Source organism: Pseudonocardia xinjiangensis (genome assembly GCF_050948425.1).
Classification (GTDB): domain Bacteria; phylum Actinomycetota; class Actinomycetes; order Mycobacteriales; family Pseudonocardiaceae; genus Pseudonocardia; species Pseudonocardia xinjiangensis.
Map to the genome: position 1 here is coordinate 7,604,636 of NZ_CP192009.1, position 22,916 is coordinate 7,627,551.

A 22,916-nucleotide genomic window follows, 5' to 3' on the forward strand; every position below is an offset into this window, starting at 1 on the left:
GCCGAGTACGTCCGTGACGGGGCGAACGGGCGGGGAGGCCCCGCGATGACCGATCCGGCAGCGCATGGGAAGGCAGCGTCGAAGCGCAGCGATCAGAACCGGCGGCGGCCGTCCGCCCGGGTTCTGATCGGCGCCGTACTGCTGCTCCTCACCTTCGTGTTCATCATCGAGAACCGCGAACCGGCCGCCATCCGGGTGATCATCCCGATTGTCGTCATGCCCTTGTGGGCGGCCCTCACCGCCATGTTCCTCGTGGGCCTCATCGTCGGCCTCGTCTGGCGACGGCGGAGCTGAGGCCCGGGGCCGATCACCGGCTGTTGGTCGCCTGCATGCCCGAGAGAATGAGCTCGAGACCGTAAGCAGCCTGCGGCGGCGAACACCGTCGGGACCTGTGCCCCGTCGTGGTGCCCGCCGCCGCGGCATCCGCGCTCAGCGGGCGAGGCGCGCCACCAGGCTCTCGCGCACGCCCGGCCATTCCTCGGCGATCACGGAATAGACCACGGTGTCGCGCAGAGTGCCGTCCGGCCGGATCCGGTGGGCCCGCAGCACGCCTTCCCGCTGCGCTCCGAGACGCTCGTTCGAGCGCTGCGACGCCTCGTTGCGGATGTCGGTCTCCAGCGAGACCCGGTTGGCGCTCAGCTCCTCGAACGCGTGGCGCAGCATCAACAGCTTCGACTCGCTGTTGAGCGGGGTGCGCTGCCACGGCTTGCCGATCCAGGTGTGACCGATCGACAGGATCCGATGGTTCGCGTCGATCTGATAGAAGGACGTCGTGCCGGCGACCTCCCCGGTCGCGGCATCCACCTGCGCCCAGGCGAGCCGGGTGCCGTCGGCGAGGATGTTGTCGACGAGCTTGCGCATCCCCCCGATGTCGTCGGGCTGGCGGACGGCGAGCCAGGTCCATACGGCGGGGTCGGAACCCGCCTTGTACAGGCCTCCGGCGTGTTCCGCTGTCAGTGGTTCGAGCCGGACGTGTTCCCCGGACATCGTCGGACGGTGCTTCCAGGCATCGGTCACCGCCGACACGTTACGGCATACTGTATGCAAAGTAGAGTGTCTCGGATCGATCGGTCCTGGTCCTCGATGTCCGAACCGGTAGCGAGGCCCGGCGACGCGCGACCACGACCATCACCGACGCGCGGAGGCCACGTGCGCGGTCACTCGTCGACAGCCGGCCCCGCGGACGGGCAGATCACCGGCAGCGAGCTTGCACTGGGGCCCGTTTCCCCATAGCGTGCAATTATTGCTCCGTACACGGAGCATCTTATCGGTCAACCATTTCTCACGGGTTGAGTAAAGAGGAAGAAATGTCTGCAGCCAAGACGGACGCGGCCTACGACGCGCTCGCCGGCCTCGATTCTGCACCGCTGTGGCGATACTTCGGAGACCTCTTCCTCCGCGAGCCGCGCAGCGCCGCCCGGCCGCACCGCTGGCAGTACGCGGCGCTGCGGCCCCTCGCCCTGCACTTCGCCGACACACTCTCACTGGAGGAGGCCGAGCGCCGGGTACTGATGTTGATCAATCCGGGCATGCAGGACCCACCGGCCACGGTGAACAGCCTGTTCGCCGGGCTCCAGATCATCCTTCCCGGTGAGACCGCCCAGGCCCACCGCCACACCGCCAACGCCTTCCGCTTCATCATCGAGGGTGAGTCGGCCTACACGACGGTGAACGGCGAGCGGGTACACATGAACCCCGGTGACCTGCTCATGACACCGGGGATGCACTGGCACGACCATTACCACGAGGGCGACCGCCCCATGATCTGGCTGGACGGCCTCGACTTCCCGCTGACCAACTCGTTCGAAGCCGGCTTCTTCGAACTGTTCGGGGATCGCTCGCAGAAATCGCTCGTGCCCGATGATCTGTCGAGCCGCCAGTTCATCCACGGCCGCCTCAACCCGGCGTGGCTGCCGGCGGCCGGGCCTGCGTCGCCCGTGGGCAACTATCCCTGGCAGGAGACGGCGCGGGCATTCGCCGCGATCGCCGACGACGCCGAGGGCAGCGAGTCCGAGGGGATCGTCCTGGAGTACACGAACCCGTGGACCGGCGGCCCGGTGCTGCCCACCATCGACTGCAAGATCAGCAGGCTCCGGCCGCGCTTCCACGGACGCGCCCGACGGACCACGGCGAGCACGATCGTGCACGTCGTGCACGGCGAGGGGTACATGGAGATCGGCGACGAGCGCTTCGACTTCGCCCCCAAGGACGTGATCGCCGTGCCGGGCTGGCAGGCCCACCGGTTCGTCAACACCTCCGCGGGCGAGGACGCCGTGCTCTTCGCCTGCAGCAACCGCCCCGCCCTGCAGGCCCTCGGCCTGCTGCGCGAAGACCTTCCCGGATCGGACACCTGAGAGTCCACCGCATGGCCGACGCCAGCTGGTTCTCCCCTCTAACCTACGGCGGTGACCACCGAGCTGGCCCTCCTGCCGCGGGTCGCGTTCCGCGGGCAGGAGATCACCGGCCCTCGGCTCCGCGGCCTGATCGCATTGCTCGCCGCCGACCTGCGTACGGGCTGCAGCACCGCCCGGCTCGTGGAGGGACTCTGGCCGGACGAGCAGCCGGAGAACCCGACCAAGGCGCTCCAGGTGCTCGTCTCGCGTACCCGCGCCCTGCTGGGCGCCGGCGTCATCGCCAGCACACCCACCGGCTACCGGCTGTCCCTCGGCGAGGACCAGGTCGACGCATCGGCGCTGCTGCTGCGCGCGTCGGCGAGCGCTCAGCACGCCCGGGCCGGCGACCACGCCGCCGCACTGGCGCAGGCGGAGGCGGGACTCGCGCTGTGGGAGGGCAGCACCGACGGCGACGCGATGGCGGACGATCCGGTGTCGGCCCTGCGCGCCGAGCGGCTGCCGACGTACCGGGCGTTGGTGCGGGCCAGGGCACTGGCGCTCGCCCGGGTGGCCCGGCACGCCGACGCGCTCGACGGGCTCGCCCGGCTCGCCGTGGAGCGGCCGCGGGACGAGGAGGTGCTGCTGGAGCTGCTGCGCTGCGAGGCGGCCACGACCGGACCCTCGGCGGCCCTGGCCCGGTTCGACGCCTACCGCCGCGGGCTGCGCGAGGAGCTCGGAACCGACCCCGGCCCGGCGCTGCAGGCCCTCCACCAGCAGCTCCTGCAGGGCCAGGCGCCCGCCGTCCGGCACGGGGTCGTGCACGAGCCCAACGCGTTGCTCGGCCGCGACGACGACGTCGTCGCGGTGGCCACCCTGCTGCGGACGTCCCGCGTGACCTCGATCGTCGGACCGGGCGGCCTCGGCAAGACGCGGCTCGCGCACGTCGTGAGCCGGCAGGCGGAGCAGCGCGTCGTGCACTTCGTCGGGCTGGCCGGCGTCGCGACGGACGACGACGTGGCCGCCGAGGTTGCCTCGGTGCTCGACGTCCGCGAGTCGCGGCGAGCGCCGTTCGCGCATCGCACCCTCCAGCCGGATGTGCTCAGCGGCCTCCTCGGCGCTCTGGGCACCGGGCCCGCGCTGCTGGTGCTGGACAACTGCGAGCACGTCCTCGACGGCGCCGCCGAGCTCGTACAGGCGCTGGTCTCGATGACCGGCGAGCTGCGCGTGCTCACCACGAGCCGCGCCCCGCTCGGCCTCTCGTCGGAGTCGGTGTACGCGTTGCCGGAGCTGGACCTGCCGACCATGGTCGAGCTGTTCCGCAGCCGGGCGCGGGCCGCCCGTCCCGGCGTCGATCTCCCCGCCGCGGCCGTGGTGGAGCTGTGCCGGCACCTCGACGGGCTGCCGCTCGCCGTGGAGCTGGCCGCGGCCCGGGTGCGGGTGCTGTCGGTCGCCGAGATCGCCCGGCGCCTGGAGGACCGCTTCGCGCTGCTGCAGGGCGGCCCGCGGGACGCACCGCAGCGACACCGCACCCTCCACGCCGTGGTGGACTGGAGCTGGAACCTCCTCGACCCCGCTGACCGCACCGCGATGCGCGCGCTGTCGATCTTCCCGGACGGGTTCGCGGCCGAGGCCGCGGAGCACCTCCTGGGCGGCGACGGCACGCTCGCCGTCCTGGAGGATCTGGTCGACCAGTCGCTGCTGAAGGTCACCGACACGCCGTCGGGGACGCGTTTCCGCATGCTGGAGACGGTCCGGGAGTTCAGCGCCGCGCGCCGGCACGAGGCAGGCGAGGACGAGCGCACCGTCGCCGGGCTACTCGCGTGGGCCCGCGACTTCGGCATCGCGCAACACGAGTCGCCGCTGGGTGCCGACCCCGTCGGAGCCGCGGCACACATCCGGGCCGAGCAGGACAACCTGGTGCAGGCACTGCGGCTGGGGCTCGCCCGTGGCGACGGCGCCACCGTCGCCGCCACCACGGCCGTGCTGGCGGCCCTGTGGCTCGTCGAGGCCAACCACCCCCGGCTGGCGGCGCTGGCCGAGGAAACGGCGTGGACCCTGTCGCATTTCCGGCCCGCGCCCGGGCTCGTCGAGGTCACGCGGACGGCTGCCGCGATCTCCGCCGCGACCACGTTCATGTTGGAAGGACCCCGCGCGGTGCGCGCGCTGGTGGTGCTGCACCGGCTTCCTCCCGCTCCGCCGAACACGCCGATGCGGGCCGTCGCCGCGGTGCTCCTGCAGGCCCGGGAGCTCTCCGGCCCGGACCGCACGGTGCTCGACGCGATGTCCACCAGCCGCGAGCCGTGCCTCGCCGGGATCGCGAGCGGCCTTGCCAGCTACGTCCGGCAGCACGAGGGCGATCGCGCGGGCGCCGTCGCGGCCGCCGAACGGATGGTGGCCGCGTTCGAGGGACCGGCGACCCCCTGGCTCCGGGCGACCGCTCACGCCCGGCTCGCCGAGCTGTTCCTGCAGGAGGAGCGCGGCGCCGAGGTTCGGCACCACCTCGAGGAGGCCTCGCTGCTCGAGGAGATGGGGCTGTTCGAGACCGGCGTCCGGTGGTCGCAGGTCCTCACCGACCTGCAGCTCGAGGACGTCGACGAGGCGGAGCGCCGGTGGAAGGAGGCGACCGCCGACCTGACGGACGAGACGGCCTCACCGTTCCGGGAGGACCTCATCGCGCGCGCGGAGATCCTGCTCCTCCGGGGCGAGGTCGACGCCGGTCTGGAGCTCTGGCGCTGCGCGGTCGACCGCCTGCGGCATCCCGCGGAGGGGGCCATCGGTGTGGGTCCGTGGCTGGTCGAGGTCCTCGCCGCCACCGTCGTCGCGCACGCCCGGCACGGCCGGCTCGATCTCGTCGAGGAGATCACCCAGGAGCTGCCGCGGACCCTCACGACGATGCTCGCCCAGCCCGCCCAGCGGCAGCCGGGCCACTTCGTCGAGCTACCGCTGCACGGTGCGCTCCTGCTGGCGCTGGCGATGGTGGATCTCGATCGTGGACGGCGTCTCGGGGACACCCGCGCGACCGTGTCGGGGGTACGGCTCGTCGCCCTCGCCGAGCGGTTCCACTTCGTACGGACGTTCCAGCCGACGATGTCGTCGGCCCGGGCCCGCGCCGCGGCAGAACATGCCGACGGTCCGGCGTACCTCGACGCGGTGTCGAGGTACGCCGGACTGGGTCGCGACGAGCTGCGGGGAGCCGCCCTTCAGGCTCTGTCGGCACGGCCGTGAGCCCGCCCTACCGGGTCCGTTCCCGGGTGAAGAGCCGCTTCGCCCACAGGTAGCTGGCCAGGGCGATCACCACGCACCAGGCGATCGCGAGCACCGTGCTGCCACCGGCCGCGCTGCCCGTCAGCAGGCCGCGCAGCGTCTCGATGACCGGGGTGAAGGGCTGGTACTCGGCGAACCAGCGCAGGGCGGCCGGCATCGAGTCGGTGGGCACGAACCCACTGCCCAGGAACGGCAGCAGCACCAGGAACATCGGGGTGTTGCTCGCGGTCTCGACGCTCTTCGCGTTGAGGCCCAACGCGACCGACAGCCAGGTGAGCGCGAGCGTGAAGAGCACGACCAGACCGAGCGCCCCGAGCAGTCCCCCCACGCCCGCGGTGGTCCGGAAGCCGACGAGCACGGCGATCGCGAAGACCACCACGATGCCGAGCAGTGTCTGGATCATGCTGCCGACCACGTGGCCGGTGAGCACCGATGCGCGGGAGATGGCCATGGTGCGGAACCGGTCGATGATGCCCTCGGTCATGTCCATGGAGACCGAGATCGCCGTGCCCTGCGCTGCCGCCGCCACCGTCATCGCGAGGACCCCGGGCACCACGTAGGCGACGTAGTCGGCACGGCCGCCGGCCGGCCCGCCGAGCCCGGCCCCGAGGGTGCCTCCGAAGACGTAGACGAACAGCAGCAGGAAGACCACCGGCATCCCGATGAGCATCAGGGTCAGCGACGGGTAGCGGACCATGCGGCGCACGTTGCGGCGCAACATCGTCCGCGAGTCACGGGCGGCGTAGGCGAGCGTGGTCATCGGGCAAGCTCCTTCTGCGGCTGAGGCTGCGGCTGCTGCTCTTCGGCGGGGCGGCCGGTGAGGGCCAGGAAGACGTCGTCGAGGTCGGGGGTGTGCACGGTCAGCTCGTCCACCTCGATGGCTGCCCGGTCCAGCTGGTCGAGCAGAGCGCGCAACGACCGGACGTCACCGTCTCCCGCGACCTGCAGGGTGAGCGCCTCGTCGTCGCGTGCGGACCCCACGAAGACCCGGGCGGCGGCGTCGAGCCGCGCGGGATCGGTGAACCGCAGGCTGACGTGTCCGCCGGGCACCATCCGCTTGAGCTCGGCCGCCGTGCCCTCGGCCACGATCCGTCCGTGGTCGAGGAGCGCGATCCGGTCGGCGAGCTGGTCGGCCTCCTCGAGGTACTGGGTGGTGAGGAAGATCGTCACCCCGCCGGCCACGAGCTCGCGGATGATCTCCCACATCGTGCGGCGGGTGCGGGGGTCCAGCCCGGTGGTCGGCTCGTCGAGGAAGATCACGCGCGGGTCCCCGACCAGCGTCATCGCCAGGTCGAGCTTGCGCCGCATCCCTCCGGAGTAGGTGGCGGGCGACTGCCGGGCCGCGTCCCGCAGGTCGAACCGGTCCAGCAGCCCGGCCACGCGGCGCCGGCCCTCCCCCCGCTCCAGATGGTGCAGGTCAACCATCAGCTGGAGGTTCTCCTCGCCGGTGAGGAGGTTGTCCACCGCGGAGAACTGTCCCGTCACGCCGATCACGGCCCGTACGGCGTCGGGGTCCCGGGCCAGGTCGTGGCCCGCGATGTGGATCTCGCCGGCGTCGGCGCTGATGAGCGTGGACAGGATCTGGACGGCAGTGGTCTTCCCGGCACCGTTCGGGCCGAGCAGCGAGAAGACCGTTCCTGCCGGGACGCGCAGATCGACACCGTCGAGGACGACCTTGTCGCCGAACGACTTGCGCAGTCCGGCCGCCGCGATCGCGGACGGCGATGATGTGGTGTTCATCGGCCCCTCGTGTTCCCGCGTGGCCCTGGTTGCCACGACGACGAGAGCGTGCGACCCAGCGCATTCAGCGCGGCTTCACCACGGTTTCAGGACCTTTCCCGCAGGCTGCGCAGCCGGAATCCGCTGGCACCCGCTGCCGTCCCCCTGACAGCATCGGGCGGTGGATCTTGCCGCCTCCGTGTCGACGTTCGTGATCGCGGTGCTCCTGATCTCCGCGTCGCCGGGGCCGGCGATGGCCTTGATCATGCGACGGGCCGCGCTGCACGGCTTCCGCGGCGCGGTGCCCACCGTGCTCGGCCTGGAGGCCGGGCTCTACGTGTGGGCGTTGCTCGCGGCCGGCGGCTTCGCCGCACTGGTCGCCGCATCGGAGGTGGCGTACCTCGTGCTGCGTGTGGTCGGCGCGGCGGTGCTGGTCGTGCTGGGGGTACGGGCGTGGCGGACGGCGTGGCGGTCGCGGGGCCAGGACGCCGCGGCCCACCCGGACCTGCTGCCGACCGGCGGTGTGCGCAGCGGTCATGCGGCTTTCGCCGAGGGCGCTCTCGTGATGCTCGCCAACCCGAAGGCCGCGGCGTTCATGATCGCCTTCTATCCGCAGTTCGTGCCACCGGACCGGCCGCTGTTCGCGACCACGGCGTTGCTCGCACTCCTGCAGGTCGTGCTGGAGACCGCCTTCTACCTCGCCATCGCCGCGGGAGTGGCCCGGGCGGGCACCTGGTTCCGGCGGCCGCGGATACGCCGTCGGCTGGAGGCGGTCAGCGGCTCCGTCCTGGTGGGCCTGGGCGTGCGGCTGGCCGTCTCTAGCCGCTGAGCGCGGTCGACCCGGTTCGTGGGATCTTCTTCCTGATGAGTGAATCAGACAAATCAGTCAGCGAGTCCGAGGGCTACGACCTGGCCTTCCGGGTTCTGCACAAGAGCCGCCTGGTACGGGAGCTCTGGGCCCGGGCGCTGGGCGACCAGTACCCGGCAGAGGTCGACCCCTTCAGCTCGTGCTGCTGGTGGCTGCTCGGTCAGGTGGTGGCCGGCCTCCGGCTGAAGCCGGACGACACCCTCCTCGATCTCGGGTGTGGCCGCGGCGGTCCTGGCCTGTGGCTCGCCCGGGCCCTGTCCGCCCGCCTGGTCGGAGTCGACGTGAGTCCGGTCGCGATCGAGCTGGCGGGGGCGCGGTCACCGCGGTTCCTCGCCGAGGGCCGGGCCTCGTTCCGGGTCGGCGAGTTCGACTCCACCGGGCTGGCAGCCGGCAGCGGTCAGGGCGCGGTGAGCATCGACGCGTTGCCCTTCGCTCCCGACCGCGCCGCAGCGCTGCGTGAGGTCCACCGCCTTCTCACGCCCGGCGGGCGCCTGGTCTTCACCGCGGCGCAGAACCGGGCCGTGGTGCCCGGCACTCCTGACTCGTGGGACCACCTTCTCGACGACGCCGGCTTCGATCTCGAGGCACGCATGCCCAACGCGTTCCACCACGAGCACTGGCGTCGGCTCTACGGGTTGTGGCGTGAGCACGCCGACGACCTCCGGGCAGAGCTCGGCGAGATGGTCGCGAGCGGTCTTCTCACCGAGGCAGCCGGTGCGGACCGCCTCGACGAGCAGGATGCGCTCCTCTTCGTGGCTCGGCGACGCGACGGCTGATCCCCGCTCAGTCCTCGGCGGTCCCGTTCTCCTGGCGCGTGCCGTCCTTGCCGTACACGCGCAGCACCGCGCGCCGGATGCCCTCGTAGCCCGTGCAGCGGCAGAGGTTCGAGGCCAGCAGCCCGTCCAGGCGTTCGGGATCCTCGGCGATGGTGGGGTCCTCCTCCAGGGCGCCGACCACCAGCATCACGAACCCGGCTGTGCAGAACCCGCACTGCAGGCCGTGTTCGGCGGAGATCGCCTCCTGGAAGGCGTGGAGTCCGCCGTCGGCCGTCAGCCCCTCGACCGTCCGGATGTCGCGGCCGGCGCACTGCACCGCGAACATGAGGCAGGAACGCACCCCCTCGCCGTCGACCAGGACGGTGCAGGATCCGCACACGCCGTGCTCGCATCCGAGCTTGGTGCCGGTGAGGTCGCAGTCCTCGCGCAGCACGTCGGCCAGCAGCCGTCGTGGCTCGACCGTGACGTCGTACGGCGTCTCGTTGACCGTGAGCCGTACCGGGATCCGCCCTGTCATCGTGCCTCCCAGCCGTCGTGTCCGTCGCGGCCCGCGCCGCTGAAGAAGTCCGCGCTCTCGCTGTCCTCGCGGGCCTGCACCAGCGCGCGCCGGACGAGCACGCCGATCACGTGCCGCCGGTACTCGACGCCGGCGTGCGGCTCGGAGAGTGGGTCGGCGCCCGCTGCGGCCAGGGCGGCGGCCTGGGCGAAGACGTCGGGCTCGGGCTCTCTGCCGACCAGATGGCGCTCGGCCTCGTGCGCGCGCACCGGCCGGTCGGCCGCCCCGGCCAGCCCCAGGCGGGCCTCGACGATCACCCCGTCCCGCAGTGTCAGCACGGCGACCACCGCGACCTGGGCGAAGCTGGCGTGCGTGCGGTGCTGCTCGCAGAAGCCGACGCCGACCGTGCCGCTCTCGGTCCCCGGAAGCAGCGGCAGCCGTACCGACGTCAGGATCTCGTCCGGCTGCCGCGCGGTGCGGAAGGGGCCGAGGAAGAACTCGCCCGCACCCACCAGCCGGCTGCCCGCCGGCCCGGTCAGCTCGATCCCGGCATCCAGGGCCACGGCCGTGGCGCACCACTCGGACACCGGGTTGGCCCACGCCAGGCTGTCGGCCATGGTGCCTCTCGCCCGCACCGGCGGGTGCGCGATGAGCGGGCTGACCCGGCTCAGCAGCCGTCCCAGCGCCCCCGGCGCCACGGTCGGCGTCTCGAAGGCGCGATGCCGGGCGAGGGCGCCGACGCGCAGCGCGTCGCCATCCACGGTGATCGTGTCCAGCTCGCGCACGTTGTTGATGTCGACCAGCAGCGCGGGACGCTCGCGGCGGTAGTGCATCTCGAGCACGAGGCTCTGGCCGCCGGCCAGCACCCGGGCCGTCTCCGGCCGCTCGGCGAGCGCGGTGACGGCATCGGACAGCTCCGCCGGGGCGGTGTAGTCGAAGGGTGCCGGTTTCATCGGGCGCCCACCTCCTGGCCGGCGGCTGCGAGCCAGCAGGTCTCGGGGGTCAGCGGCAGCTGCATGCCGCCGATGTCCGTGGCCGTGCCGGCGGGCTGCGGTCCCAGCGCGTCGATGACGGCGTTGACGATCGCGGGCGGAGTGCCGATGCAGCCGGCCTCGCCCGCGCCCTTGGCCCCCAGCGCCGTGTTCGGGTTGGGGGTGACGGTGGTGTCGAGGCTGATGGGCGGGAGCTCGCCGATCGTCGGCAGCAGGTAGCCGAGCAGCCCGTCGGCCTGCGGCACGCCCTGGTCGTCGTAGGGCATCACCTCGTACAGCGCCTGGCCGAGCCCCTGCACGATGCCTCCGCGCGTCTGGTCCTCCACGATCTCCGGGTCGACCGCCACTCCGCAGTCGTCGACGGCGACGAGGCGCAGCACGCGTACGTTGCCCAGCTCGCGGTCGACCTCGACCACCGCCACGTAGGTCCCGAAGGGGAAGGCAGCGGGGGTGTCGTACACACCACCGGCCCGCAGCGGTTCCGGCGACGCCGCCGCCAGCTCAGCCAGCGTCCAGCTGCGCTGACCGATGATCACGGTGCCGTCGGCGTAGCGGGCGTCCGGCTCCCCCGCGCGGCGCCTCGCCTCCTCGATCAGCTCCAGCGCAGCCCGGTGCAGTGCCGCGCCTCCGACCTGCATCGAGCGGCTGCCGAAGGTGCCGATGCCCTGCGCCGTCTCGTCGGTGTCGCCCTCGATGAGCGAGACCCGGCCCGGCGGGATGCCGAGGGTGCGCGCCACGAGCTCCGGAAATACCGTCTCGTGGCTCTGGCCGGTGGAACAGGTGCCGACGCGGGCGGTGACGCTCCCGTCGGGCGCGACGTCGACGGAAGCCCACTCGTTTGCCATGGGCGCCTGTTCGAGGCCCGAGCGCTCGGCGAAGCTGCACAGCCCGATGCCGAGCGGCCGCTCGCTGCCCGAGCGCCGACGCCGTAGCTGTTCCTCGCGCCAGTGGGTGTAGTCGACCAGCTCCAGCGCCTTGTCCAGGGCCAGCTCGTACTGCCCGCTGTCGAAGACCCGGCCGGTGGGCGAGTGGTACGGGAACGCCTCCGGCGGGATGAAGTTGCGCCGCCGCAGCTCCGCAGGGTCCATGCCGAGGCGGCGGGCGAGGAGGTCGACGGTGCGCTCGACGGCGTAGACCTGCTCGGGACGTCCGGCGCCGCGGTAGGGGGCGGTGGGGGTGGTGTTGGTGACGACCACCCGGATCCGGGCGTGCACGTTCGGGGTCAGGTACACACCGGCGGCGGCCTGCCCCGTCTCGGCGGCCACGAACCCGGTGTTCGGGTACGCGCCGACGTCGGCGTCGACCTCCAGCGCCAGCGCCAGCATCCGGCCGTTCTCGTCGGCGGCCAGGCGCACCCGCTGGTTCTGGCCACGCCCGTGGGTGGAACCGGACAGCGTCTCGGCGCGGTCCTCGAGCCACCGCACCGGACGGCCCAGCTTCACCGCCAGCCCGACGACCGACAGGTACTCGGGGAAGGTGCCGCTCTTCGCCCCGAAGGCGCCGCCGCTGTCGGCCACCCGCACCCGGATCCGCTCCGCGTCGAGCCCCAGCGCCGACGCGAGGTCCCTGCGCAGCCGGTGGGGTGCCTGGTGGGAGACCCAGACCGTCAGGTGCCCGTCGGTCTCGGGGACGGCGAGGATCGCCCGCGGCTCCATCGAGGTGGGGGCGAGGCGCGGCTGCCGGTAGGCGCCCTCGACCACGACGGCGGCCCGCTGCCACACCTCGTCGTCGATGGGCGTCCCGAACTCCATCTCCGTAACGACGTTGTCCACCCCGTCGAAGAGCCACGTCGACGACGCAGCGGCCTCCCCGGGGTCGACCAGCGCGGGCAGCGGGTCGATGTCCACCCGCACCGCGTCGGCCCCGTCCTCCGCCACATAGCGGTCGGTGCCGACGATGACGGCGAGCGGCTCCCCGACGTACCGCGCCCGGTCGACCGCCAGTGCCGCGCACCTGCGCGGATCCTCGCCGCCGGCGGACGGGAAGAACGGGGGGACGAAGGCCAGATCGTCGCCCAGGTCCGCAGCGCTCCAGGCCCCGACGACGCCGTCGACCTCGGCGGCCGCGCTCGTGTCGACCGCGAGCAGCCGCCCGTGGGCGACGGTACTGCGCACGAAGGCCGCATCGAGGCAGCCGGCGACCTTGAGGTCACCGACGTAGTTGCCCGCTCCGGTCACCAGGCGGGCGTCCTCCCGTCTCCCCAGCGCCCAGGACTGCGCGCTCTCCGGGACACGGGTGGAGGCAGGAGGCGGCGACACAGGAGGCCGGACCGGGACACGAGTCTGCGGAAATCCGCTCACTCCCCTCACAGTAATCCCCGGACCTCGGGCGAGGGCGGAATCCGGGCTGCCCACGATCACAAGGTGCGCAGCGAAATCGTCGAAAACGACATATCACCCGATATTGACGTAGTCCGGATGCCGATCTCGGCCCGTTCGGGCAACTTCCTCCGCAGCGCCGTTGACATTGCGTCACGGCCCCGATGATCATCGGTCATCCCGAGCCGAGGACAAACCCATGCGCATGAAACAACGGCCCCTCGGGGGCACCGGCCTCACCGTGTCGCAGGTCCTGCTCGGATGCGGATCGATCGGCGGTATCGGCACTCCGGCGAGCACCCGCGGCAAGGGTCTCCGCGTCGACGAGGGGTTGGCCCAGATCGACGCGGCCGACACGCTGGGCATCACCGTGCTGGACACCGCCGACTCCTACTCGGGAGGAATCAGCGAACAGGTCGTCGGGCTGTGGAGCATCGAGCACCCCGACAGCGAGATGCTGATCTCCACCAAGGTCGGCAATCTGGTGTCACCGCAACAGCGCCGCGTCACGCTGACCGCCGAGCACATCACGCGCCAGTTCGCGATCAGTGAAGAACGGCTCGGCCGCGTCGATCTGTACCTGTCACACGGCCCGGACGACGAGACCCCGATCGAGGAAACGCTGGAGACGTTCGCGGGCCTGCTCGAGTCCGGCCGGATCCGCGGTTTCGGCGCCTGCAACGTCAGCGCGTCACAGTTGGAGTCCGCCCTCATTGCCGCGGACCGGCACGGCCTGCCGCGATACGAGTGGGTCCAGAACGAGTACAACCTGCTGAACAGGGACGACGAGTCCGACGTGTGGCGCCTCGTGGCCGAGCACTGCCTCGGCTACACCCCCTACAGCCCGCTGGCCGGAGGAACGCTGTCCGGCCGCTACCAGCAGGGCGTGGCGCCGGACCCGGGGAGCCGCCTGGTGGTCGCCCCCGGCTCGCTGCGTCCCCTCGACGAACCCACGTGGCGAGGGCTCGACCTGCTGGCCGCCGCCGCCCGCCGCCGCGGAGTCGGTACCGCCGCCCTGGCCCTGGCCTGGGTCACCAGCGCGCCGCTCGTGACAGCCCCACTCGTGGCCCCCCGCAACAAGGCCCAGTTCACCGACGTCGCCGACGCGGTCGACCTCATCCTCGACCCGGACGAACGCGCGGAGATCGCGGCCTTCTTCGACCGTATCTCGTGACGGCACCCCGGTAGGCACGACCGGGGGACTGAGCCCTGTCGATGACTCGCGGAACGACCCGCAGCGGGCAGACTGCAGAACCCGATCCGCCACGGCGCCCGCGATGAACAGGGACGACAGTGACCGAGCCGACGACACCCGCGGACCCCGAGCCCGGTGGCGCCGGGACCCGGCGGGCCGCTGGCTCACCGGCGCGCACGGCAGGTCGATGGGCGGCGCGGGCGGTCGACGTACTCCTGCTCCTGACCAGCCTGGCCGCCATCGTCAACCCCGAGGATCCCGAGGCGGACCTCCGCCCGTTCATGATCACCAGCCTGCTCTGGATCGTCGTGGGCAGCTGCTACATCGGGATCCGGGTGGTCCGGGTGCGCCGGTCGAGCAGCGGGGACCAGGACTGGCCGAAGCGGCTGGCCCGTGGCCGCACGAGCTACCTCATCAGCCTGTCCACGGCGATCATCCTGCTCGGGTCCGGGCTGGAGATCGTCGGCGTCGAGGGCACCGGGGACGTCGCCGACACCATCCGGACGGTCAACGTCATCACCGTTCTGCTCGCGTGGGCGATCCTGCATCTGAGCTACGCCGAGCGGTACGCCCAGCTCTGCCTCGGCGCCGACGACCCTCCGCTCTCGTTCCCCCATACGCCGGCCCCCACGCTGCTGGAGTTCGTCTACTTCTCCTTCACCGTCGGCACGACGTTCGTCACCTCCGACGTCGAGATCCGCTCCGCCCGCGCCCGCGGGATGGTGCTGGCCCACGGCCTGATCACGTTCGTCTACAACACCGCGATCCTCGGCCTGGTGGTCGGCCTGATCACCAGCACCTGAGTCCTGCTACCCGTGCTCGTGGGGGGCGGCGAGGGGCAGGGACACGCACAGGGACGTGCCGGCATCGGGCGGGCTGTGGACGGAGAACCGGCCACCGAGCGCCTCGACGCGGTCCTTGAGGCCGACGAGACCGGACCCGCCGCCGGTGTCGGCGCCACCGCGCCCGTCGTCACGGACGACGACGTGCAGGAGGCTGTCATCGGTTCTCACCTCGACGTCGACCACCTCGGCGTCCGCGTGCTTGGCCGTGTTGGTGAGCGCCTCGGAAACGGTGTAGTAGGCCGCGAGCTCGATCGGTTCGGGTAGCCGGGTGCCGACCCGGATGTCGAGGCGGACGGGGACGGCGGAGCGGCGGGCCAGCGTTTTCACCGCGGCGCCCAGGCCGCCCTCGGCGAGGGCGGCCGGGTGCAGACCGCGGGCGATCTCCCGCAGGTCGCCCAGCACCTCGCCCAGCTCGTCGACGACCCGGTCCAGCTGCGCGGTCAGATCGTCGGAGCCGGGTGGTACCGCCCGCTGCACGCTGCCGCGCAGGTGCAGAGCGAGAGAGACGAGGCGTTGCTGGGCGCCGTCGTGCAGGTCGCGCTCGATGCGGCGGCGCGCGGTGTCGGCGGCAGCCACGATGCGCACGCGCGAGGCGGTGAGCGCAGCCCGGGCATCGGCGTCGGCGAGGGCGGTGGCGACCAGATCGGTGAAGCCGGCCAGCCGCGCCTCCGCGCCGGCAGGGAGCGGCGCCGCGCGCGACACGGCGATCATGACGCCCCACAGCCGCCCCTCGACGGTGATGGGCGCCCCCGCTCCCGACCTGGCGCCGAGGTGCGCGAAGCAGTTCGCGATCGATCCTTCGGGGCCCTCGAAGTGTTCCGTCCGCACCGGCCGGCCGGTCGCCAGCACCGTCGCGGCCGTGCCGCCACCCGCCACCCGCATCCGTGCGGTGCCCGGGAAATCCACCCCTGGCACGCTCCACACACCGACGACCGTGCCGACGCCATCGGGCTCGTACCGGAACACGACCGCGACGTCCGCGCCCAGCAACCGGCCGACCTCGCCTGCCACGAAACCGAACGTCTCGGCCGGTGCCGCCCCGCCGGCCACCATCGTCGCCACCCGCCGCAGGGCCGCCTGCTCCTCCGCGAAGCTCCGCAGCTCAACCCGGGCCTGCGCGTTGGCGATCGCGGTGGCGACCAGCTCGGTGAAGCCGGTCAGCCGGACTTCCGTCTCGGGTGGGAGGGGGCCGCTCACGGACCAGGCGATCAACACGCCCCACCGCCGGTTGTCGACGACGACGGGAACACCGACAACCGACTTCAGATCTGCGCCACGCGTGAACGGCGTGGCGACGTCCTCGTAGTCGTCGACGCGGACCGCGCGCCCCGTACGGAGCACCTCGGCGGCCACGGTCGTGCCCTCGACCTCCGTGCGCTGGTAGGCAGGAGGAGCACAGCCGGGCAGGCTCCATTCGGCCACGTGCACGAGCTCCGTCCCGTGCTCGTAGCGGGCGAGCCGGACGCCGTGCACGTCGAGCAGGGTGCCGGCCTCCGCCGCCACCGAGGCGAAGAAGTCATCGGCGGGCACGCCCTTGGCGACGAGGGTGGCGACCCGGCGAAGCGCCACCTGCTCGTCAGCGATCTCACGGTGGGCCCACTCGGCGGCACGGGCGCGGCGCGCGGTGTGGGCCGCCAGTTCGCCCAGGACGACCCCGACGACCAGGTAGACGACGAGATCCACCAGGTTGGCCGTGTCCGGGAACGCGAACGGGTGCGTCGGCGGCAGGTAGAACCAGTCGAAGGCGAGCATGCCCGCCATCCCCGCCGGGACCGCGTACACGACGCTCACAAACCTCGCTGTCGCGACCACGGCAAGGAAGCACACGACGCCAAGGACCGCAGCGACCACCCTGGAGTCCATGTGCGCCAGAACTACGGCTGCCAGGGCGAACGTGCCGACGCCCGTTGCGAACGCCAGCGCTATCTCCGCGCCGAGCGGAAGCCGATGGGCCCGCTCCCATGCGGCCACAGATGCAGGCTACCCCCGGCTCCGAGCCGGAAGAGACGACGACGAGTGGATTCAGCCGGGCGGCCGACGGGGGTTCCGCAGCGCGCGCAGCTGGTGCGCCCCGTCCGCAAGGGTCCACAACGAGCATGGCCACGGCGCCCACGGCGTCCCGTGGCCAGGGGTCGTGCACTCGACGCACAGCCCGTCGTCGTTCGGCAGGTGCGCGGCCATCAGCCGCTCGATCACGTCCCGCCGCGTCGCCAACTCCTCGAGCCAGGGGTCGCCGAGGGCGCACCGCGACATGGACACATATCGCTGTTCCCAAGGCCCTTCGGACCGCGACATGTGTCCATGTGACGGGCGGAAGGCTTGGGAACGTCAGTCGCCCACGTCGTCCCGCAGCAGCAGCACGGTGCGGAGCACGTACTCGACTGCCGACTCGAACGCGCCGCCCCGCAGCTCACCACGCACTCCGAGGTTGCGCGACGCGAACTCGAGCATCTGGTCCGGTCCGACGCGGCGGACGACCAGTGCGGCGATCTCCTCGAGGTCGAGGCCCGGGTTGTCGAGTCGCGTCAACGCGAACTCGACCACCAGCTCGTCGACCGTCACGGCATCCGCTCCCTGGCTCTCGGGTCCTGTACTCCCATCATCCCGGACCGGCGACGGCGACAGCTCGCCGTTCACCCGGCGACACGGGGACGAGACCTCTGGAGACATGGGGATGTGACCGTTTCCTTACCCTGCCAGCCCGCCGCCGTCGATTGATCCACAAGGGGCCCGGATTGGCTACGTTGTCGCGGCGGTGCACACCGGAGAAGATGCGAGGTTCTCGGAATGGTCGTCCCCATCGGGCAGGGTGCTGGGCAGGCGTACGTCATCGGCGGGGGTCCCGCCGGGCTCGCCGCGGCCGCCGTCCTCAAGGGACACGGCATTCCCGCCACCGTCCTGGAGCGCAGTGAGGCCGTGGCGGCGAGCTGGCGCACCCATTACGACAGGTTGCGCCTCCACACCATCCGCAGTTTGTCCGGCCTGCCGGGATTCGCGATTCCCCGGTCCTACGGCCGCTGGGTGGCCCGCGACGACCTCGTGCGGTACCTGGAGCAGTACAGGGAGCACCACGGTCTCGACGTCCGCACCGGCACCGAGATCGAACGGGTCGACCAGGCTGACGGCGCCGCACACGACGGCGCCCGGTGGTTACTGCGCACCGCCGGGGGCGAGGAGCTGGCCGCGCGCACGGTCGTGGTCGCCACCGGCCACAACCACACCCCTCACCTGCCGGACTGGGCGGGACGGGAGACGTTCACCGGCGAGTTCCTCCACGCGAAGGACTACCGCAACCCCGGTCCGTACTCCGGGCGCGACGTCCTCGTCGTCGGCGTCGGCAATACGGGGGCGGAGATCGCGGCCGACCTGGCGGCCGGCGGTGCGCGTCGCGTACGCCTCGCGGTCCGTACGCCGCCGCACATCGTCCGCCGCGACGTGGCGGGCTGGCCCGCCCAGGCATCCGGGATCCTGCTGCGCCACGCCCCGCGCGTCGCGGTCGACCAGGCAGCGCGCGTGCAGTCTCGGCTGAGCACCCCCGACCTGAGCGCGTACGGCCTTCCCCGCCCACAGGAGGGCATGTACACGCGCGTGCTCCGGGACCGCGCGGTCCCCGTCCAGGACGTCGGTCTCATCGACGCCGTGAAGTCGGGCAAGGTCAAGCCCGTGGCGTCGGTCGCCGGATTCGAGGGGTCCGGGGTCCGGCTGGCCGATGGCTCCGTGATCACCCCCGACGTGGTCATCGCCGCGACCGGCTACCGCCAGGGCCTGGACAAGATGGTCGGCCACCTCGGCATCCTCGACGGCGACGGGCGCCCGCCGGCCTCAGGCGTCGCTGTTGCACCCGGGCTGTACTTCCTCGGCTACACGATCTCCATCAGCGGGGCGCTCCGCGACATCGCCATCGAAGCCCGACGGATCGGCCGGGCAGCGCGCCGCGACACCCCTATGAATTGACAGGCTTCCCATTCGATCATGGGTCGATGTTCACCACCGTGGCTCGTGCGCCCCTGCCCGAGGACTACGTGCGCTTGCGCGCGTCAGTGGGTTGGCCGAGTCCTGACGTGGAAGCGTGCGCCCGGGCATTGGGTGCAACAGTGTTCGGGCTCACCGCTCACGACGAGGCAGGCCGAGCTGTCGGCATGGGGCGGGTGATCGGTGACGGGCTGTATCTCGTCCTGGTCGATGTCGTCGTCGAGCCGGCGGTGCAGGGGCAGGGTCTCGGCGCACGGATCATGGACGAACTGACCGGCTGGGCGACTGCATCCGGCGCCACGCACGTGGCGTTGGCGGCCGATGCCGACGTGGCGCCGTTCTACGCGCGCTGGGGCTTCGTGCAGGAGTCGACTGCCTACCTGCGTCTACGAGGCCGGAACCGCCCGGTGCAGGCGACCGGACAGCAGGCCGCGCCGGCAGGGGCGACGACGTGCTGCCCTTCAGCCGCCCAAGTCGGCTAGCTCTCGCTGTCGGCGGCCTGGGATGCCGGCACGAGGCGGCACAGGAGCACCGCAAGGGCGCCGGCGGCCACCCCGACGAGGGTGCCGGTGACCACGCTGGAGATCGCAGCGACGGTACGCAGGGCGGTCTCCTGGGTGGCGGGGTCGGTGCCGGCGAGCTCGCCACCCAGGGCCGGTGTCTCCTCGCCGAACGCCATGTCCCAGAGCAGTTGGTGGCCCAGGGCGAGGAGCACCCCGTAGATCGCGCCGATGACGACGACAGTGGCAAACGGGCGGTGGGGGCGTTTCCACAGCACTGCGGCGATCCAGCAGACGGGTGGGACGAACACGAACAGCCCGTTGACGAACGAACCCTCCTCGATCACTCCCAGGTCGTGCAGCACGACCCGGGGGACTGCCAGCGTGGCCAGCCCGATCAGCACCGGCCAGGAGAATCCGAGCACCCGCGTCGGTCGGCTCACAGCAGCGCCCCACCGGTTTCGGTGCGCTCGCGGCGGTCGGTGCCGGCCCGTGCGGTCCGGCCCACCCACCGCAGCAGCGCCGTGAACGCCAACGCAGACGTCACCGCGCCCCCGGCTAAACGCACCCAGTGCCCGGTCACGAACTCCTGCGCCACCTGACGCAGGTACTCCGGGGAATGGGTACCGACCGGATCCACGAACATGATCTCGTTGCGCGGCCAGAAGAACATCGCCGAGAACAGGAACTCGCACCCGATGAACACCGCGGCCGCGGCCACGATCCACCACCGCAGCCGCGGCTCCCGCCACGTCAACGCCGTCGCCACCAGGCACGTGAGCACCACGGTGGCTCCCAACGGGGGGAAGTAGTCGCTCGGACCCCCCGCGATCAGGAACTCCCGCGCCCGATCCAACGACGCCGGCGCATCGCCGAAGATGTTCGGATACAGCATCACCGTCTCGGCGGCCACCCCGCCGAACGACATCATCGACGCCCACACCAGCGCGATCAGCACCACCGTGGTCCACCTCGTACACGACATCCCCCCGCGTCCTCTCACATCGATCCTCGACAACTCCGGCAACAGGGCCGCCGTCACCCGACCGACGCTAAGTCCGCCCGCGCGCCTCGACTGCCTCCCGGCCGCGCGACCCCGATCGCTTCTCGACGTACTTCGAGCGCCCACAGTCACGCGTCTCGACGACGGCCCACGAGGCGTCCGCGGCGCTAACCTGCGACATCGTGCGAGCCGGCCGTCCCACCCGTTCCGATGCACTGCTGGCCATCGCGGTGTCCTGTCTCGTGGCGGCCGCGGTGGTCACCGACGCCGGACCGATCAGCCGGTCGGTGCTCGCGTACGCCTTCGCTGCCGGATTCGGCGCACTGATGCTGGTGAGCCGCCGGTGGCCGGTGTCGGCGCTGGCGGCGACCGCGGCCGGCCTCGTCCTCTACTACCTGCTCGACCTGCCCCCGATCGGCGTGGCGGTTCCGGTGGCAGCCGCGCTGTACGCCGCTGCCGATCATGGCCGGCCCTTCGCCGCTGCGGGCATCGCCGCGGTACTGCTTCTGGTCTCGGTGACAGCGCGGCTGGCCGAGGGCGACGACCTCACCTACGTCGTGGGTCTTGCCCTCGGATCGGACGCCGTCCTGATGCTCGCGGTGATCGCGCTGGGCGACGCCATGCGCAGCCGACGTGCCTTGCGCGCACAAATGGCCAGGCAGGCCGCTGCGGCGGCAGAGGAGCGACGCCGCGAAGCTGCCCGTGAGGTCGACACCGAACGGATCCGCATCGCCCGCGAGTTGCACGACACCCTCGGCCACACCATGTCGGTGATCACCTTGCAGGCCGCCGTGGCAGAGGAAGCACTCGACGGGGGCTCGGTCGCCGACGTCCGCGGTGCGGTCACGACGATCGGCACTGCGGCGAGGAGCGCGATGTCCGAACTCCGCGCCACCCTCGGCACCTGGCTCGGCGGACCCGGCACCCGCGAACCCCCGCCGGGGCTCGACCGGCTCCGCGACCTCGCCGACGGCGTCATCCGCAGCGGGCTCCCGGTTGACCTGCACCTCACCGGGGACGTCAGCGGGGTCCCTACCGTGGTCGGCACCACCGCCTACCGGGTCGTGCAGGAGGCACTGACCAATGCGCTCCGGCACGCCGACGCAAGTCGGGTCACAGTGTCGGTCCGCGCGTCCGGCACGGGGTTGGCACTGGAGGTCGCCGACGACGGCCACGGCGCACCGGCCGACCAACCGGCCGAGCACGGTCACGGACTGCGCGGAATGACCGAGCGGATCGCCCTGCTCGGCGGCAGTGTGCACGTCGGCAACCTGGAGGGAGGCGGCTTCCACGTGCAGGCACACCTGCCCGTCGGGAGGGCGGCACATTGAGCGAGATACGCGTCGTGCTCGTCGACGACCAGCACCTCATTCGCGCGGGGCTGCGCGCTCTTCTCGAGCGGGCGCCCGACATCACCGTGGTCGGCGAGGCCGGCGACGGGACGACCGGAGTCACCGTCGTGCGCACCCACCGCCCGGACATCGTGCTCATGGACGTCCGCATGCCCGGCACCGATGGTCTGCAGGCGACCCGCCGGATCCTCGGCGAACCCGTGCTGAGCGGTGTCCAGGTGATCATGCTGACCACGTTCGACGACGACGAGTACCTCTTCGAAGCCATCCGTGCGGGTGCAGCCGGTTTCCTCCTCAAGGACACCGCACCTGATGCCCTCCGCGAAGCAGTGCGCATCGTGGCCGGCGGAGACGCACTCCTCTCACCTGCCGTGACCCGACGGGTGCTGGCCGCCGCAGCCCGGTCCGGAGCCGCGCAGCCGGAGCGGCTCGTCGGGCTCACCGACCGTGAGCGCGACGTCCTCGCCCAGGTCGGGGCCGGTCGCTCGAACGCCGAGATCGGAAGCGTCCTGCACATCAGCCCGGACACCGCCCGCACCTACGTCGGCCGCCTCCTCGGCAAACTCAACGCCCGCGACCGCTCCCAACTCGTGGTGATCGCCTACGAGAGCGGGCTCGTCCGGCCCGGCGAGCACTAGCAGGCCTTGGGGCTCGCCCGGGTCAGGGCTGAGCCGGGCGAGCAGCCTTGGCCGCCCGCTCGATCTTCGCGCGGTGGGCCTCCCAGAAAGCCGTGCCACGTTCCTGCAGGGCCGTGTTCCACGCGGCCGATCCGACCGCGCCGTCCAGTTGCTCGCGCAGGATGTCGGCGTGCCCGGCGTGCCGGTTGGTCTCGGTGAGCACGTGGACCATGACGTTGAACAGCTTCACGTCCGGGCGCGGCCACCAGGGCACGTGGCCGGGCGCGTCGATGGCGAGGGCGGCGATCGTCGCGTCCGTGTGCTCCCACGCCCGCCGGTACCGGTCGACGATCTCGGCGCGTGACTCGTGCTCGGTGACCCACTTGTCGGCGGCGAAGTCTGCGTCCTCGTCCCACCAGGGCAGCCGTTCCGGGAACGGGCGCCCGAACACGTCGCCGAAGTACCGGGCCTCGGTGTTCGACAGGTGTTTGACCAGGCCGAGGAGATTGGTGCCCGTAGAGGTCAGGGGGCGGCGGACGTCGTACTCGGTGAGCCCGTCCAGCTTCCAGAGCATCGTCTCCCGCACGTCGCGCAGGTCGCTGTGGAGGTACGCCTTCGCGAAATCGTCGATCATGGGGAGCGAGCCTGCCACCCGACGCCATCAGG

The 22,916-nt window shown here is 71.9% G+C and carries 23 protein-coding genes; 11 read left to right on the top strand and 12 right to left on the bottom strand.

The annotated features are described in order from the left end of the window. Positions 1-45 precede the first annotated feature (45 nt). Positions 46-294 carry a DUF1049 domain-containing protein gene (locus tag ACQPZA_RS35970; RefSeq protein ID WP_433276917.1) on the top strand — a complete coding sequence of 83 codons (249 nt, stop codon included), beginning with the start codon at positions 46-48 and terminating at the stop codon, positions 292-294. Positions 295-429: 135 nt separating this feature from the next. On the opposite strand, the gene ACQPZA_RS35975 is transcribed toward ACQPZA_RS35970, so the two are convergent. Continuing rightward, positions 430-1,017 carry a GNAT family N-acetyltransferase gene (locus ACQPZA_RS35975; RefSeq protein ID WP_425563865.1) on the bottom strand — a complete coding sequence of 196 codons (588 nt, stop codon included), beginning with the start codon at positions 1,015-1,017 and terminating at the stop codon, positions 430-432. Positions 1,018-1,307: 290 nt separating this feature from the next. On the opposite strand from ACQPZA_RS35975, the gene ACQPZA_RS35980 reads away from it, so the two are divergent. Next, positions 1,308-2,354, top strand: a complete 1,047-nt coding sequence (locus ACQPZA_RS35980; protein ID WP_433276921.1) for a cupin domain-containing protein — start codon at positions 1,308-1,310, stop codon at positions 2,352-2,354. Between the two features lie 51 nt (positions 2,355-2,405). Further along, complete coding sequence (locus tag ACQPZA_RS35985) at positions 2,406-5,558, top strand: ATP-binding protein (RefSeq protein WP_433276923.1); 3,153 nt, start codon at positions 2,406-2,408, stop codon at positions 5,556-5,558. Positions 5,559-5,565: 7 nt separating this feature from the next. On the opposite strand, the gene ACQPZA_RS35990 is transcribed toward ACQPZA_RS35985, so the two are convergent. After that, positions 5,566-6,357: an ABC transporter permease gene (locus tag ACQPZA_RS35990; protein WP_433276925.1), complete on the bottom strand. Its 792-nt coding sequence runs from the start codon at positions 6,355-6,357 to the stop codon at positions 5,566-5,568. Next, entirely contained in the window at positions 6,354-7,337 is a 984-nt protein-coding gene (locus ACQPZA_RS35995) for an ATP-binding cassette domain-containing protein (protein ID WP_433276927.1), read from the bottom strand. Before ACQPZA_RS35995 ends, ACQPZA_RS35990 begins: the two co-directional genes overlap by 4 nt. A gap of 160 nt (positions 7,338-7,497) precedes the next feature. Between ACQPZA_RS35995 and ACQPZA_RS36000 the strand changes: the two genes are divergently transcribed. Both ACQPZA_RS36000 and ACQPZA_RS36005 read left to right on the top strand, forming a co-directional pair. Further along, positions 7,498-8,145, top strand: coding sequence for a LysE family translocator (locus ACQPZA_RS36000; RefSeq protein ID WP_433276929.1), 648 nt, complete (start codon positions 7,498-7,500; stop codon positions 8,143-8,145). 35 nt (positions 8,146-8,180) lie between these two features. Beyond that, on the top strand, positions 8,181-8,960 hold the full coding sequence (locus ACQPZA_RS36005; protein ID WP_433276930.1) for a class I SAM-dependent methyltransferase: 780 nt from the start codon (positions 8,181-8,183) through the stop codon (positions 8,958-8,960). 7 nt (positions 8,961-8,967) lie between these two features. Here ACQPZA_RS36005 and ACQPZA_RS36010 read toward each other — a convergent pair whose 3' ends face one another. Genes ACQPZA_RS36010 through ACQPZA_RS36020 form a run of 3 tightly spaced genes read right to left on the bottom strand, consistent with a single transcriptional unit; the run spans position 8,968 to position 12,625 of the window. Next, positions 8,968-9,477: a (2Fe-2S)-binding protein gene (locus ACQPZA_RS36010; protein ID WP_433276932.1), complete on the bottom strand. Its 510-nt coding sequence runs from the start codon at positions 9,475-9,477 to the stop codon at positions 8,968-8,970. Further along, positions 9,474-10,409 (bottom strand): FAD binding domain-containing protein, encoded by a 936-nt coding sequence (locus ACQPZA_RS36015; RefSeq protein ID WP_433276934.1) that lies wholly within the window; start codon positions 10,407-10,409, stop codon positions 9,474-9,476. The genes ACQPZA_RS36010 and ACQPZA_RS36015 overlap by 4 nt, the downstream gene beginning before the upstream one ends. Next, complete coding sequence (locus ACQPZA_RS36020) at positions 10,406-12,625, bottom strand: xanthine dehydrogenase family protein molybdopterin-binding subunit (protein ID WP_433276936.1); 2,220 nt, start codon at positions 12,623-12,625, stop codon at positions 10,406-10,408. Before ACQPZA_RS36020 ends, ACQPZA_RS36015 begins: the two co-directional genes overlap by 4 nt. A gap of 346 nt (positions 12,626-12,971) precedes the next feature. Between ACQPZA_RS36020 and ACQPZA_RS36025 the strand changes: the two genes are divergently transcribed. Together ACQPZA_RS36025 and ACQPZA_RS36030 are read left to right on the top strand one after the other, a co-directional pair. Beyond that, complete coding sequence (locus tag ACQPZA_RS36025) at positions 12,972-13,940, top strand: aldo/keto reductase (RefSeq protein ID WP_433276938.1); 969 nt, start codon at positions 12,972-12,974, stop codon at positions 13,938-13,940. A gap of 119 nt (positions 13,941-14,059) precedes the next feature. Next, a complete protein-coding gene (locus ACQPZA_RS36030; RefSeq protein ID WP_433276940.1) occupies positions 14,060-14,764 on the top strand; it encodes a DUF1345 domain-containing protein in 705 nt (234 codons plus the stop codon). Positions 14,765-14,770: 6 nt separating this feature from the next. Here the strand turns inward: ACQPZA_RS36030 and ACQPZA_RS36035 are convergent, their stop codons facing one another. From ACQPZA_RS36035 to ACQPZA_RS36045, 3 genes are all read right to left on the bottom strand, one after another. Next, positions 14,771-16,777 carry a GAF domain-containing protein gene (locus tag ACQPZA_RS36035; RefSeq protein ID WP_433276942.1) on the bottom strand — a complete coding sequence of 669 codons (2,007 nt, stop codon included), beginning with the start codon at positions 16,775-16,777 and terminating at the stop codon, positions 14,771-14,773. A 51-nt stretch (positions 16,778-16,828) separates the two neighbouring features. Continuing rightward, the gene (locus ACQPZA_RS36040; protein ID WP_433276944.1) at positions 16,829-17,059 is read right to left on the bottom strand and encodes a hypothetical protein; all 231 of its coding nucleotides are present in this window, start codon (positions 17,057-17,059) and stop codon (positions 16,829-16,831) included. 75 nt (positions 17,060-17,134) lie between these two features. Beyond that, positions 17,135-17,368 (bottom strand): hypothetical protein, encoded by a 234-nt coding sequence (locus tag ACQPZA_RS36045; RefSeq protein WP_169394990.1) that lies wholly within the window; start codon positions 17,366-17,368, stop codon positions 17,135-17,137. Between the two features lie 225 nt (positions 17,369-17,593). Between ACQPZA_RS36045 and ACQPZA_RS36050 the strand changes: the two genes are divergently transcribed. Together ACQPZA_RS36050 and ACQPZA_RS36055 are read left to right on the top strand one after the other, a co-directional pair. Continuing rightward, entirely contained in the window at positions 17,594-18,760 is a 1,167-nt protein-coding gene (locus tag ACQPZA_RS36050; protein WP_433276946.1) for a flavin-containing monooxygenase, read from the top strand. A gap of 26 nt (positions 18,761-18,786) precedes the next feature. Continuing rightward, complete coding sequence (locus ACQPZA_RS36055) at positions 18,787-19,260, top strand: GNAT family N-acetyltransferase (protein ID WP_433276947.1); 474 nt, start codon at positions 18,787-18,789, stop codon at positions 19,258-19,260. On the opposite strand, the gene ACQPZA_RS36060 is transcribed toward ACQPZA_RS36055, so the two are convergent. Continuing rightward, the gene (locus tag ACQPZA_RS36060) at positions 19,257-19,721 is read right to left on the bottom strand and encodes a hypothetical protein (protein ID WP_433276949.1); all 465 of its coding nucleotides are present in this window, start codon (positions 19,719-19,721) and stop codon (positions 19,257-19,259) included. The two genes, ACQPZA_RS36055 and ACQPZA_RS36060, sit on opposite strands and share 4 nt — an antisense overlap. After that, positions 19,718-20,263, bottom strand: coding sequence for an anthrone oxygenase family protein (locus ACQPZA_RS36065; RefSeq protein ID WP_433276951.1), 546 nt, complete (start codon positions 20,261-20,263; stop codon positions 19,718-19,720). Before ACQPZA_RS36065 ends, ACQPZA_RS36060 begins: the two co-directional genes overlap by 4 nt. Positions 20,264-20,463: 200 nt before the next feature. Between ACQPZA_RS36065 and ACQPZA_RS36070 the strand changes: the two genes are divergently transcribed. Both ACQPZA_RS36070 and ACQPZA_RS36075 read left to right on the top strand, forming a co-directional pair. Next, complete coding sequence (locus ACQPZA_RS36070) at positions 20,464-21,612, top strand: sensor histidine kinase (RefSeq protein ID WP_433276953.1); 1,149 nt, start codon at positions 20,464-20,466, stop codon at positions 21,610-21,612. After that, a complete protein-coding gene (locus ACQPZA_RS36075) occupies positions 21,609-22,271 on the top strand; it encodes a response regulator transcription factor (protein WP_433276954.1) in 663 nt (220 codons plus the stop codon). The genes ACQPZA_RS36070 and ACQPZA_RS36075 overlap by 4 nt, the downstream gene beginning before the upstream one ends. Positions 22,272-22,293: 22 nt before the next feature. Here the strand turns inward: ACQPZA_RS36075 and ACQPZA_RS36080 are convergent, their stop codons facing one another. Beyond that, positions 22,294-22,884 carry a DinB family protein gene (locus ACQPZA_RS36080; RefSeq protein ID WP_433276956.1) on the bottom strand — a complete coding sequence of 197 codons (591 nt, stop codon included), beginning with the start codon at positions 22,882-22,884 and terminating at the stop codon, positions 22,294-22,296. Positions 22,885-22,916: the final 32 nt, after the last annotated feature.